The organism is Arthrobacter oryzae, from assembly GCF_003634095.1.
Taxonomy (GTDB): Bacteria; Actinomycetota; Actinomycetes; order Actinomycetales; family Micrococcaceae; genus Arthrobacter; species Arthrobacter oryzae.
On the sequence record NZ_RBIR01000011.1, the window covers coordinates 77,870 to 91,222 of the forward strand.

General features: G+C 67.9%; 11 protein-coding genes. 5 read left to right on the forward strand and 6 right to left on the reverse strand.

Features of this window, described 5'->3' with window-relative positions; all coding sequences use genetic code 11:
* Nucleotides 1-188 precede the first annotated feature (188 nt).
* From C8D78_RS18165 to C8D78_RS18175, 3 genes are all read left to right on the forward strand, one after another.
* The gene (locus C8D78_RS18165; RefSeq protein WP_120955261.1) at nt 189-1,448 is read left to right on the forward strand and encodes an MFS transporter; all 1,260 of its coding nucleotides are present in this window, start codon (nt 189-191) and stop codon (nt 1,446-1,448) included.
* Between the two features lie 117 nt (nt 1,449-1,565).
* Complete coding sequence (locus C8D78_RS18170) at nt 1,566-3,254, forward strand: long-chain-fatty-acid--CoA ligase (RefSeq protein ID WP_120955262.1); 1,689 nt, start codon at nt 1,566-1,568, stop codon at nt 3,252-3,254.
* Nucleotides 3,255-3,263: 9 nt separating this feature from the next.
* A complete protein-coding gene (locus C8D78_RS18175; protein ID WP_120955263.1) occupies nt 3,264-4,193 on the forward strand; it encodes an MBL fold metallo-hydrolase in 930 nt (309 codons plus the stop codon).
* A gap of 123 nt (nt 4,194-4,316) precedes the next feature.
* Here the strand turns inward: C8D78_RS18175 and C8D78_RS18180 are convergent, their stop codons facing one another.
* Complete coding sequence (locus tag C8D78_RS18180) at nt 4,317-6,344, reverse strand: glycosyltransferase family 2 protein (protein ID WP_147429649.1); 2,028 nt, start codon at nt 6,342-6,344, stop codon at nt 4,317-4,319.
* Nucleotides 6,345-6,972: 628 nt separating this feature from the next.
* Here C8D78_RS18180 and C8D78_RS18190 point away from each other — a divergent pair.
* Together C8D78_RS18190 and C8D78_RS18195 are read left to right on the forward strand one after the other, a co-directional pair.
* Entirely contained in the window at nt 6,973-7,578 is a 606-nt protein-coding gene (locus tag C8D78_RS18190) for a DnaJ family domain-containing protein (RefSeq protein ID WP_120955266.1), read from the forward strand.
* Between the two features lie 191 nt (nt 7,579-7,769).
* On the forward strand, nt 7,770-8,819 hold the full coding sequence (locus tag C8D78_RS18195) for a Gfo/Idh/MocA family protein (RefSeq protein WP_120955267.1): 1,050 nt from the start codon (nt 7,770-7,772) through the stop codon (nt 8,817-8,819).
* A 162-nt stretch (nt 8,820-8,981) separates the two neighbouring features.
* On the opposite strand, the gene arfB is transcribed toward C8D78_RS18195, so the two are convergent.
* The 5 genes from arfB to C8D78_RS18215 form a co-directional block, all read right to left on the reverse strand.
* Nucleotides 8,982-9,404: an alternative ribosome rescue aminoacyl-tRNA hydrolase ArfB gene (gene arfB, locus C8D78_RS18200; protein ID WP_120955268.1), complete on the reverse strand. Its 423-nt coding sequence runs from the start codon at nt 9,402-9,404 to the stop codon at nt 8,982-8,984.
* Between the two features lie 130 nt (nt 9,405-9,534).
* Entirely contained in the window at nt 9,535-10,176 is a 642-nt protein-coding gene (locus C8D78_RS18205) for an NADPH-dependent F420 reductase (protein ID WP_120955269.1), read from the reverse strand.
* Between the two features lie 48 nt (nt 10,177-10,224).
* Nucleotides 10,225-10,368, reverse strand: coding sequence for a hypothetical protein (locus tag C8D78_RS19770; RefSeq protein WP_167467956.1), 144 nt, complete (start codon nt 10,366-10,368; stop codon nt 10,225-10,227).
* Between the two features lie 105 nt (nt 10,369-10,473).
* The gene (locus C8D78_RS18210; RefSeq protein ID WP_244208483.1) at nt 10,474-11,796 is read right to left on the reverse strand and encodes an LssY C-terminal domain-containing protein; all 1,323 of its coding nucleotides are present in this window, start codon (nt 11,794-11,796) and stop codon (nt 10,474-10,476) included.
* 99 nt (nt 11,797-11,895) lie between these two features.
* On the reverse strand, nt 11,896-13,344 hold the full coding sequence (locus C8D78_RS18215) for a S8 family peptidase (protein ID WP_120955271.1): 1,449 nt from the start codon (nt 13,342-13,344) through the stop codon (nt 11,896-11,898).
* Nucleotides 13,345-13,353 lie beyond the last annotated feature (9 nt).

Here is a 13,353-nt window from a genome sequence, read left to right on the forward strand (position 1 = left end):
CCCCCCGTTCCGCCCCGGCCCGGCCCCCGCCAATGGGGGTACTGGCAGTGACTCCCGGGCCATAGCGGCCGCGCCTAGCCTTGAGGTCGTGGGCGCGGCCGTTGGGCGGCACCCACGCTCTGCCGCCCAACGACGGCGATCATCCGGGCGCCGGACTACGGCCCCGCCACGAGACAGGAGACCGGGACATGCGTCAGCGGAACAGGGGCGTGCCCGGGGCAACCGTGCAGAACACAGGCCTGCCCGGGGCAGCGACGCGGAACGCCGGGCGGCCTCGCCTTCTAGTGTCGTCGGCCGCCCTGCTCTGGGGATTGCAGTTCGCCTTGCTCAACCCCGCGCTGGCGCTCCTGTTGGTCGCGCTCTATAACGCGACCCCAGCGGATGTGGGGTGGGTCCTCGCGGTTTACAACGCCGGCGGTTTCGTCGCCGCCCTGCTGGTGCCGGCCTATGCGGACCGCGTCAACAACTACCTGCGGCCCCTCTTGGTCTGTGCCGGGCTGACCCTCGCCTTGGCGGGCGTACTGGCCAGCACCACTTCGCTACCGGTAGCCGTGATCGGCCTGATCGCCCTGGGCGGTCCGGCGGGAGTCGGCGTGTCGCTGCTCTTTGCACACCTCAAGCATTCCGGCGCACCGCGCGCGGACGTCATGAAAACCCGGGCCGTCGTGTCCGTCGCCTGGGTGGCGGGGCCGCCTCTGGCAACGCTCATCATGGGCACGTTGGGCAACCGGGCCATCCTCCTGGCCCTCGCCGCGGTGGCCGTACTCAACATTGCCACCACCGCGGCCATGATCCGGCGGAAACCCCAGACGTCCAGCGACCCGCAGAAGCCGTCGGGACAGGACGACGACGGGCCGCCGCTGTCCAGGGCCGGCGTCGCCGCCGTCGTCTTCGGGTTCGTCGCCCTGCAGGCGACCAACAGCGCCGCGGTATCCGTTATGGGTCTGTTCGTGACCGGCAGGCTGGGACTGGACGTCATCTGGGCGGGCATCGCGCTGGGCGTGTCCGCCGCCCTCGAAATCCCCGCGCTGCTGATCATCGGCCGGCTGAGCTCCCGCTTCTCCAGCTACGCGCTCATCACCTCCGGATGCCTGGCCGGAATTGCCTATTACGCCGCCATGGCCTTCGTCGCGGACCCCGTGGGCCTCATCGCGCTCCAGATCCTCAACGCGTGGTTCTTTGCCATTGTGGCCGGCGTGGGACTGACCCTGTTTCAGCAGATCATCCCCCGGCCGGGGCTGGCCTCGGGCCTGTACATGAACACCCGGCGGGTAGGCGCGATCGTGTCCGGCCCCGTCATCGCCCTCGGATCGATGACGGCCCTCGGATACCAGGGCGTCTTCGTCGGCTGCGCCGCGCTCGCCGTCCTGGCGCTGGGGGCCATCGCGCTGACGCGGAACCTGAAAGCCGCGCCGGACCCGAAGGCCGCGGAGAGCGTGCCGGTGTAAGCGCCGCCGGTCCTGCTGCTCGTCGCGCCGCCGGTCCCGGCGCCTGTCCACCCGCCGGTCCCGGCGTCGCCCTGGGGCGCATTCGCCCCGGCCCGGCTTTCAAGAAATGATGGGGCCATGGAGAATACTGACGTGCAGCCCTGGGTGAGGAACTACCAGCCGGGCGTCCCGGCGGAGATCGAGCTGCCCACCGAGTCGCTCACGGACATGCTGGAGCGGTCCGTGGCGGAGGCCGGGGGTGCGCCGGCGCTGGAGTTCTTTGGCCGGCGCACCAGTTACGCCGAGCTCGGCGAACAGGTGGACCGGGCCGCCGAGGGGCTGCGCAGGCTGGGTGTCCGCGCCGGCGACCGGGTGGCCCTGATCCTGCCCAACTGCCCGCAGCACGTCGTCGCGTTCTACGCGGTGCTGCGCCTGGGCGCCGTCGTCGTCGAACATAACCCGCTGTACACCTCCCGGGAGCTGCGCCACCAGTTCGAGGACCACCAGGCGCGGATCGTGATCGCGTGGGACAAGGCCGCCGCGGCCGTGCGGGAGTTCCCGGACGACGTCGAGATTGACCACGTCGTCTCCGTCAACCTGCTGGAGGCGTTCCCGGCCGTCAAGCGGCTCGCGCTGCATCTTCCAGTGAAGAAGCTGCGCGACACCCGGGCCTCGCTCACCGCGCCCGCGCCGGGCACCACGCCGTGGAAGGAGCTGCTCGGCCACGGCCGGATCGACCCCGCGCACCCGCGCCCCGCCGTGGGTGACCTCGCCGCGATCCAGTACACCTCGGGTACCACCGGCAGGCCCAAGGGCGCCATGCTGACCCATTTCAACCTTTATTCCAACGCGCTCCAGGGCGAGGCCTGGATGCACGGCGCGGAATACCGCAAAGAGGTGTTCTACGCGATCCTGCCGATGTTCCACGCGTTCGGCATGACGCTTTACCTCACCTACGGCATCCGGAAGCAGGGCCTGCTGGTGCTCTTCCCGAAGTTTGATCCGGACCTGATCCTGGCGGCCATGAAGAAGTCGCCCGCCACCGTCTATTGCGCAGTCCCGCCGATCTACGAGCGCACCGCGATGGCCGCGAAGGAAAAAGGGGTCTCGCTGCGCTCCTGCAAATACTGCATTTCCGGCGCCATGAACCTGCCCGACCACGTCGTGGAACTGTGGGAATCCGTCTCCGGCGGCCTGCTCGTGGAAGGCTACGGGATGACCGAGTCGTCGCCGGTGGCCATGGGCAACCCGTTCTTTCCCACCCGCCGCACCGGCACCATCGGCGTACCCTTTCCGTCCACGCTCATGAAGGTGGTGGACATCGACAACCCGGACGTCGAGGTGCCACAGGGCCAGCCGGGGGAACTGTTGATCAAGGGCCCGCAGGTCTTCCAGGGCTACTGGAACAACCCCGAGGAAACCGCGAAGACGCTCACGGCGGACGGCTGGCTGCGCACCGGCGACGTCGTCACCGTGGACGCGGACGGCTTCACCACAATCGTGGACCGGGCGAAGGAGCTCATCATCACGGGCGGCTTCAATGTCTCGCCCACCGAGGTCGAAGCCGCGCTGCGCCTGCACCCGGACGTCGTCGACGCCGCCGTGATCGGGAAGCCGCTGGAGCGCGGCGGTGAAATGGTGGTCGCCGCCGTCGAACTCGCCCCGGGCGCCGTCCTCGACGAAGCGGCGCTGCGCACCTACTGCCGCGAACACCTGGCCGGATACAAGGTCCCGAAACGAATCGTGGCGATCGGCGACATGCCCCGATCCATGCTCGGCAAAATCCTGCGCAAACAGGTGCGCGAGCAGGTTCTGCCGGAGCTGTGAGGAGAACTGATGCACGCTGAGATCGACTTCACCGCAGGCGTTCCGAGTCCCGGCGATCTGGACGTGGCCTGGATCCACGGATCAGAGTCCGCGAAGCACAACACGGACCCGGATATCCAGGTCCACGCCTGCGACGAGCACACGTTCATCCTGCGCCAGAACATGGCGGTCAACTACGAGGCCCCGTTCATGTTCCTGCTGTTCGGCAACGCCCGGGCCGTCCTGATCGACACGGGCGCGACGGCATCCGCGGACTTCTTCCCCCTGCGCCGGGTCGTGGACGGCCTCATGGACACGTGGCTTGCCGCGCATCCCCGCGACGGTTACGGCCTCCTCGTCCTCCATACGCATCCGCACGGCGATCATGTTGCCGGGGACGCCCAGTTCGCCGGCCGTGCCAACACGGTCCTGGTGGACGCATTCCGGGACACGGCATGGGAATTCTTCGGATTCGCAGGCCCGGGATCGTCTGGCGGCTCAAGGGACTCGGACAGCCTGCAGGACGGCAGTGGTGGGGAAGCCGTTCCGCCGGCACGGGTGGATCTCGGCGGCCGCGTCCTGGAGTGCTGGCCCAGCCCGGGACACCACGACGCGGCTGTCACGTTCTATGATCCGTACACCGGGTTCCTCCTCACCGGGGACACGGTCTATCCCGGCCGGATCTACATCCAGGACTGGCCCGCGTTTGTCCGCACCATTGACCGGCTGATCGGGTTCTGCAGCACCCGCCCTGTCACCTACGTCCTGGGCTGCCACATCGAAATGTCGCGCGAGCCCGGCGTCGACTACCCGATCTTCACCACCTACCAGCCCGACGAACCGCCGCTGCAGATGACCGTGGAGCAACTGCGGGAGATCCGCCGCGGCATCGACAAGGCCGGCGGCCGCCCCGGCCGCCACGTCTTTCCCGGCTTCATCCTGTGCCTCGAGGGGGAGTGAGGCTGCGGCTGCCTGAGCCTCGACGGCGCCGCCGGAGGAAACCCGCCAGCCGCGCCGTGTGTTTGAGCGCCGTGACTCCTAGCGGCCCGATTCCTGGCGGCCCGGTTCCTGGCGGCCCGACTCCTAGCGGCCCCGCAGCGACGCCGCGGCGGGGACGCCGGGCGGGTAGCCGGGCAGCGCCCCTGCGGGAGTGTGGAAGATCCACAACGAGAGCGCGCGGTGGACGGCCCAGTCGTCGTCGGCCGCCCGCAGGGACGCGATCTGGGTTCCGTCCGGCTGTTCCGTGGTCCGGATGACCTGAAGCCGGACCGGCGCGGCCTCCGGCAACCGGAGCGTGATCAGGCCTGAATCCGGCAGTGTTCCGCGCGGGAACCGGACTGCCGCTCCGCCAACCGAAATATCCAGCAGTTCGCCGCGGACGCCGTCGGCCTCCACCGGCGCCGCCACCTCAACCCGGAAGGCGTTGCGGCGGGACGTGGCGAATTCTGCCGCCCGGATCCTCCGGGTGCCGAGAATCAGGACCGCGCCGGCGAGCACCAGCCAGGCTCCGGACGCCACCGTGGAACCGGGGCTCGTACGCCACGGAACCAGCCCGGCGAGACCCGCCGCCGCGTACAGGATGACCCCCGCGATGAGGACAAGCATCACGATCAGGATGCGCGGCGTCCGGCCGCGAAGCCGGAGGTCCGCCGCGCCCTTGGGCGTGACCTGGAATTCCAAGACATTCCGGGTCACGAGCCACCACAGGCACGCCAGGCCCACGGGGACGCGGAAGATCCGCAAGGCGAAAGCCGTGGGCCAATGGATTTCGTTGCGCATGAGCTGCTTGGAGCCCCATAGCCTGACGGTGAACATGACCAGGAAGACCCCGGTGAAAGTCAGCGGGCCGGCGGTGGACGTCTGGGCCCCGGACAGCATGATCAGCACCGGAATCAGGAAGGCCGCCAGTGTGGCGATGCCCTCCAGCCACCACAGCGTGCCGTTGAGATATTCGTGGTAGTTGCGCCACGACATCCAGCTCTTGGCCGCCCATAGTTTCTCGTGGACGAGGATCTGCATGGCCCCCATGCCCCAGCGCCGCCGCTGCAGCAGGTACTGATCAGGCGTCGCCGGCGCCAGCCCGACGGCGAGGGTCTGGTGGTGGTAGACGGTGCGCCAGCCGCGCCGGATGAGTTTGAGCGTCGTGTGCATGTCCTCGGTGATGGTCTCGGTCGCCACGCCGCCCACCTCCGCCAGGGCGCTCAGGCGCAACAACGACGTCGATCCGCACCAGAACGGGCCGGCGCCGGGGACGTTGCGGGAGGCCATGAGGACGTTGAAGAAGGTGCCCTGCTCGCCGGTGATGCCGTCGTCGTCGAACGCGCCGCCGTTGTAAAAGGACTGCGGACCCTGGATCAGGGCGATCTCGGGGTCCTGAAACCAGCCCAGCGTGGCGGTGAGGAAGGTGGGCAGCGGGACGTGGTCGCAGTCCAGCACCGCGATGATGTCGATGCCCGGCCCGCCGGCGGCTTTTTCCTCGGCCATCAGGCCCAGGGCGTGGTTCATGTTGCCGGCCTTGGCGTGGTCGTGGACGTCGCGGCGGACGTACCGGGCGCCGTAGGCGGCGCACATCTCCTCGACCCACGGCCGGCTGCCGTCGTCTAGCACCCACGTTTCATGCTCGGGCGCCAGCTCGCAGGCCGCGGCGACGGTGGGGGTCAGGACCTCGAGGGGCTCGTTGTACGTGGGGATCAGGACTGCCACGCGCATGCCGTTCGGTGCCTCGGTCACCGGGGCCGGGGGGTGGCTGTCGATGTTCCACACGGACCAAGCTTTCAGGATGAGACCGGCCAGGGGCAGGGCCTCAAACGTCACAAGAATCCAGGCGATGGTCAAATTCCACGGGCCGGAGGGCAAGGTAAAAAGCACCCGCCAGGTCAGGTACAGGACCAGGGCCGCGATGGCCGCGAGGCCGCCAATGTGGGCGAGCCGCCGGGACCGTGGTGCTTCCGCCCCGGGAGGTCCCAGCCTGGCCGCCCAGCCGGCGATTCCTGCCCGGGTCAGCGCCATGGCATCCAGTGGAACGGGCCGCGGCGCCGCAAGCGATTTGCCGGCGATTTGTGCTTCAGCCGACGCGCTGTCGGCGCGCTGCCGTAGGTCTTCACGAGGCACGTGATCTCCCTCAGCTAGATCCGGTGCTCAATGTCCGACCATCGTATCCGCGGCGTGGCACGTGCGGGCGGGTCCGCCGAAATCCTTGCGCAAAACTGCGTTCGGGGTGGTTTTTGGCCTAGTGCACTGCGACGTCTTCCGCGTCCTCGGGCCCGACGAAATTGCACGAGCCCGGATGCCGCACAGGCAATGTGCAGGTGCGCCCGGTGGGCAAGTGGACGTTGGCGCACCGTCCCGCCATGGCCACGTCTTCCCGGACATGCGTGACATGCGTGCTGCTCAGATCCTGGGCTGTTTCCTTTTGGCCGGCGGGCCGGGGGCTTCCGGATGCATGGTCCTCTTGGCTGTTCACGGCGGCAACTCCTAGGGACTTGTCGTGCACAAGGATGAGAAGGGTGCTTACTAGAAGCTCCAGCCTCGCACAAGCGAGTTAACACCCGGTTACGGTGGTGTTAGGTTCCCGTCTCGGCGGGGAGCCGTGAGCAGCGGCCGGGCTTTGCCCCTCGCGCTTTCTCCTTGGCTCGTTTCCCCCCTCGCTTTTCGCCGCTCGCTCTTTGCCGCCGCCCGGCTGTTCCTCATACTGGAAAGGCAGATCCGCGATTCCGGCAGGCGAGGACGGTGGTGGCTGATGAGCAGCGGCGCAGGTGGTTCCGGCAGCGCGTTCCGGCGCCGGGTGGAACGCGCGGCGGAACTTCGCAGTGTGCGGGCCTCGGGCAGCACCGCCCAGGAGAACGATGAGCTCAACGCCGCAGAGGAGGAGCTCCGGCAGAAGCGCGCCAAGATCGACGACGCCGCCAAGGCCGAGTACCTGATCCGGGATGCCATGGCGCAGGGGAAGTTCGACAATCTCAAATATGCGGGCAAGCCGATTCCCGGGCTGGGGGAGGCGTATGACCCCGACTGGTGGGTCAAGGGCCTGATCCAGCGGGAGAACATCTCCGGCCTGGGCCCGAAGGCGATCCTGCTCCGCACGGAGGACGCGGAGCTTGATGCCCGGCTCGATGCCCAGTTCAGCGAAAAACAGGTCCGCGAGATCGTGGAGGACTTCAACGCCCGGGTCATCGATGCCCGCCGACAGCTTCAGGGCGGCCCGCCCGTGATCACCAAGACGCGCGACGTCGACGTCGAACTGGACCGCTGGCGCGAGCGCCGCGCTGCCGCGGCAGCCGATGCCCCGCCCACTCCGGAACCGCAGCGGACCTGGTGGCGCCGGCTCTGGAACGGGCCCGGCTAGACAGACGCGGGCAAGGGCGACTCCCCCGGGCAGGGGGCCGGGGCCACGCTAGTGGGCCAAGCTAGGAGGCGCGGGAACCTTGTCCAATTCGAGGCGACTTTGTTATTATGTCAGGACAAATCTGAGGAGAAGTCTGTGCCACTCGCGCGAAACGATGTCTATAACGGCGCCTACGCCAAGGGGGCCCGGCCGTGACCGGGGAGCGCTCGCTTCCGGTGTCCAGGGTTTCGGATTCCCGCGACGCACCGCCGCTCCGCTGGGGGATCATGGGTCCTGGCTGGATTGCGGCACGCTTCACGGAATCTGTTCAGGCGCACACCCGGCAAGTGATTGCCGCCATCGGATCCCGCTCCTTGGACCGTTCCGAGGTGTTCGCCGGAAAGCACGGCATCGCTGAGGCCTTCGGCAGCTATGAGGAGCTGGCGGCGTCCGACGTCGACATCATCTACGTCGCCACGCCGCACAACTTCCACTACGAGGCTGCGCTCATGGCGCTCGACGCCGGAAAGCACGTCCTGGTCGAGAAGCCGATCGGGATCAACCGCGAACAGGCGGCAGGCATTGCCAGCCGGGCAGCCGGGGCCGGCCTCTTCGCAGCCGAAGCAATGTGGACATTTTTCCTGCCCAAGTTCGACGTCATCCGGCAGGTGCTCGACGCCGGAATGCTGGGGGAGCTCACGACGGTCTTCGCGGAATACGGCGAGCACTTTGACCGCAGCCACCGGATCTTCGACCCGGCACTGGCCGGCGGACCGCTGCTGGACCTGGGGACCTATCCGCTCGCGCTCATCACATCAATCCTCGGCGAACCGGACCGCCTCATGGCCCTCGGCGAGCCGCACGAATCCGGCGTCAACGCCCAGCTTTCGGCCGTGATGTCCTTTGCCGGCGGACGCCAGGCCGTGATGAACACCCAGCTGTACAACTTCACGCCCACCTCTGCCACGATCGTGGGCACCGAGGCCTCACTGACCATTGACGGGCCCTTCAACATGCCTGGCGGCTTCACCGTTCGTTTCCCGGACGGGACCCGGTTGGCGTATGAAGAGCCGGTCGGCGGCCACTTTGAGGGGCTGCACTTCGAGGCTGCCGCCGTAGCCCGCGCCATTGCGGAAGGGCAACTGGAGGTTCCGCAGCGGCCGCTCGCCGAATCGGTCCGGACCATGGCCGTCGCAGATGCCATCAGGAACCAGCTCGGAATCGTGTTCCCCGGCGAAAGTCCCAGCACCAGGAGCCGGTGACTGAAAACCGGCCTCACAAGGTGCCGGACGATCCCCGCCCCGCCTCCGGCGAGCTGAGCATCGCTCGGCCCCCCGGTGGAAATCGCCGGCGCAACTCTCTTGTGGAACAGGTGCGACCTGCCCGCTGCCGCCCCCGGCTAACGATTGCCGGCCGGGACGGTGCTACTCGGCGGACGGCCGTTGACGCTGCTGCTTCGTCGCCGCCCGCTGTTGCTTGGCGGCGAGACGACGACGGTTCGAACCCCGGGTCGGTTTGGTCGCCCGACGGCGGGCACCCTCGGGAGCAAGGCCCTCCGCCACGAGATGGGACAGCTTGGCCAGGGCAATCTCACGATTGCGCAGCTGGGAACGCCGCTCGGAGGCGGCCACGGTGATCACCCCGGCGATGAGACGTTGTCCGAGCCGCGTGAGCAGCATCTGGCGTTGGCCCGCCGAAAGCGCGGCCGAGGCGGCGATGTTCCATGCGAGTTCGACGCGGCTGTCCGAGGTGTTCACGTGCTGACCGCCGGGCCCGGATGAACGGGAGAACCGCCAGCCGAGTTCGGACGCGGGAATCGTAAGCGCGGGCGATACCTCCAGATCCACGCCACTAGCGTTGCACGGATCCGCGCGACGCCGGCCAGGTACGGCCGAATTCGCCGGAAAGCTGCCCATTCGCCGGAAGCTTCCGGCGAGCACGCAGGCTTGCGGCGAATTCGCGCCTTGGGCCGGAGAATCAGATGGTGCGGGGGGCCTTGGCCAGGTTCCCGGTGAGTTCGGCGGCGTTCTGCCGGGCCACGTAGGCCGGGCGGTCCCGTTCCACCCGCCAGCTTTCGGACAGCGGGCCGACGTTGACGGTGTCGAAGCCGAATTCGTCATAGAGGCGGGTCACCAGCTCCACCGCTTCCGGGAAATCGCTGGCCGTGGCCAGGGCGCGGCGGTTGGGGGTGCCGGCCGGGGTGCCGTCCGTGGTGATATCGGAGTACATGATGTGGTTGAAGGCCTTGGCGACCTTGGACTGGGGGAGATGCTCCTGCAGCAGGCCAGAGGTGGTGGCCTCGCCGGCGTCCAGAGCCGGGAAGTGCCCGTCGCGTTCCCAGTAGTAGTTGTTGGTGTCCAGGACGATCTTGCCCGCCAGCGGCTCCAGCGGTACGTCCGCGATGCTCTTGAGCGGCACGGTGACGACGGCGAAGTCACCGGCTGCTGCGGCCTCGGCCGGTGTTGCGGCGCGGGCCCTCGGCCCCAGTTCCGCCACCAGGCCCGCCAGAGTTTCCGGCCCGCGCGAGTTGCTGATCACCACGTTGTAGCCGAGTTCCACTGCCTTGCGGGCGACCTGGCCGCCGATGTGTCCTGCCCCGATGATTCCTATTGTTGTCATGTCTGGGCCAACACCCGTGCGGGCGGGGATATTTCACCGGATGCCGAACTACGTGCCCGGTTCCTCGTCGAGGTCGGGCCCCTCTGCCGGGTCCTGGGAGTGGGCGCGGTCGTCAAAGGGAACAGCTGTTGCATCACCCTCGGCGGGGGTCTCGCTGTGGGCGCGCTCTGTGGACTGCGAATTCTTGGTCATGTCCGCTCCTCTGCTGCGAATCCTGCGGTGAACAGCAAGCCGCCGGATACTTTTATCTAGCTCCGGGACCTTCCGGGCTGTCAAGATCCATTGCGGTCCGCGCTTTCAGCCCGGTTGAGGGCGGCCCCTCAGCCGGGGGCGCAGGGCATAATCGCGGGAACGCTTGCTGGAGAGCGCCAGAATCAGCAGGATGTCCAAGGTGAGGCCGGGGAGGTTGTACGCCAGCGTAATGTCCGGACCGCCGTGGAGTACGTCGAACGCCTGCGTGCAGATGGCCGCAGTACTGAGTGCCATGACAGCTGTCCGGGCCCAGTTCCGGCCGAGGAACACAAACCCGGCCAGCAGGGTGTAGGCCACGGCAAAGAGCAGAACCACCACCGTTGAGATGCTGAGGGCCACGTCCGCTTGGGCCTCCGTGAGGGTCGGGACGGTGCCGGGCTGCAGCAGCGAGTTCAGGTGCTCCTCCCGGAAGAGCACCATGGACAGCGCCAGCAAGGCAGCTGCGGCCGCGCGGCCGCCAACGAACACGGCTCCGACAATTGTGGGCGCCGGGCGCTTGTTCTGCCTGTCGCCAAGGGGCCCGGTGGAGACTGCTGGCGCCGCGGCGACGTTCCGCAGATCGACGATCGGGAGATCGCCGTCGGTGATGATGGTGTCGCCCCCGCCGTTGCGCGCGTGGTACCCGGTCGAAAAGTCGCGGATCACCCGGACCTCGGCAGCGGGGTCTGCGGCGGTCATGGCTCCGACGACGTGGTCGCGTTCGGCATCGGTGTTCTCGTCGATCTTGTGGGTGATCTGCAGGGTGAAGAGCGACAGTCCGACGCTGCGGTCGTAGGTGCCGGCGGCCAGCCAGTCGACGGCGAGGCCGCCGGGGAGCAGCCAGCCTGGCGGGCAGCGCCAGAAGCGGACGTGGTGCCGCTTGCCCGGGGTGCCGTCGACTTCCTGCTGATAGGCAAAGTCCTGCTGGCGGCCGAACAGGAACAGGGGACTCACCGGGGCCTCGAGGTAGCTTCGGCCCAGGAGGGTGGAGGAGACGATTCTCCGGCTGCTGGCCAGCGTCACGTCGTCGGCCAGGGTCCAGCCGGCGGCCCGCATCACATTGTGCACCTGGGGTTCGGATCCCAAAAGGGCGAGGTTCACGGGATCGCCTAGCAGCCCGTCGCTGGTCCGCGCCCGGCCGATGAAGTAGTCGGGAACATAGAGCCGGGTCAGGATCCGGTGGAGCCGGGGGAGCACCAGATAGGCCAGCAGGCCCCAGAAGATGAAGAGGAACCAGACCTGCGCCCAGCCCCATTGGAAGCTCAGGCCCACCAAGAGCCAGGTCAGCCACACGGCCGAGACGCCGCCCACCACGAAAAAGACGGTGTCCAGTAATGAGTACGGCACCGCGTCGGCGGGGGCTGTGACCTCAACGGATGCCTTGGTCATGGCCGCCATACTACGCGCCCCGGCGGGCGTGGGCTCGGGAGACGAATCTCCCGAGCCACGTCGAACCCGTCCCGCAGGACCCGCCTCACGGCCTGCCCGTCAGAAGCTCACTGTCTGGGTCAGGTATCCGAAGTACTTCGTCCCGACCGGGTGTACGGGATCGCCGCCGAAGCCGTAGTCCATGTGCCGCTTGGTGTACGACGCCGTCACGTGCAGGTACTGCTCCATGATGTCCTCGGCCGAGCCCGTGCATTCATTTTGGCTGATGCACAAGGCCACCGATCCTGCCACGGCCGGGCTCGCGAAGCTGGTGCCGTCCTCCACGCCGTAGCCGCCAGGCGCGGTGGAGAGGATGCACATTCCGGGGGCCGCCACAGTGTGGGCTTTGTCGGCAGGTGTGGTGGCGAAGTTGGAGAAGAACGCCGGCCGGTCATCTTTTTGCCCGAACCGCGCCCAGTTCTGGGTACCGCATTTAGGGGCGGCCTTGCCGCCGGCCTTACCGTCGAAGTCGCCGATGGCGGTGGCGGTCAGCACCTGGTCATAGGTTGCCGGCACGGTGTTGGCGAAGTCCTCGCCGGCATTTCCGGCCGCAACCGCGTAGGTGACGCCGGCCCGGACCGAACGGCAGATGGCGTAGTGCATCGGGTCCACGCCCTTGCCGCAGTTGGGCGTATCCGGGCCACCGCCGGCGATGCTGATGTTGGCCACTGCGATGTCGTTGTCCTCGTTGTCGTCCGTGCGCGTCGAGGTCACCCAGTCAATGGCGCAGATCAGGCTCTCCTCGGAGATCAGGCCGGCGTTGTCAACCACGCGGACGGACCACAGCGGGGTGCCCGGGGCGGTCCCAACGACGCCGATGCCATTGTTGCGGGCACCGATCACACCGGCCACAAATGTTCCGTGCCCCAAGACGTCAACTGGGTGGGCCACATCCACAGGTGATCCGGACTGGCAATCGACGCCGCCCTTGACGTTCAGGTCGGGGTGGGTGGCATCGATGCCGCTGTCGATCACAGCGACGTTGACGTTGATCCGGTCCGGCCCGTTGTCGAGGGACCTCCGGACATCGGAGTCCGTTCCCGCGATCCGCTGCCGCCAAAACGGGACCTTCTGGTTGCCCGCCGACATGGGTTCCTGCGGTTTTTGGAACGTTCGGCCCATCGTCACGAAGTCGACGTTGGGATTGGCCTGGACGCGCTGGGCCTGGGACGCCGTCATGGTGGCTGCGTAACCGTTGACGGCATGGCGGTAGACCTTGGATGCCGTAAAGCCGTAGGCGCTTTGCTGGGCCAGCGCGGCGGCACCGGGGTCCACGACGCCGTCCTTGAGCACCACAATGTAGCTTTGCCGGGTCTCCGTCGCGGACGAGGGGGCCGCCGCCGCCAGGCCACCCGTGACGACCAGCGCAAAGGCTGCAACAGCGGCCAGGGTGCGCCCGAACCAGAATCCGTCCGGTCTGGGCAGAGCGCCCCGCCGGTACTTGCGGTGGGCCCGCGCCAACGATGTTAGCTGCGGTTTTGACGCCTTGCGGCTGGCTTGGCTGAACATCGTGGCCTC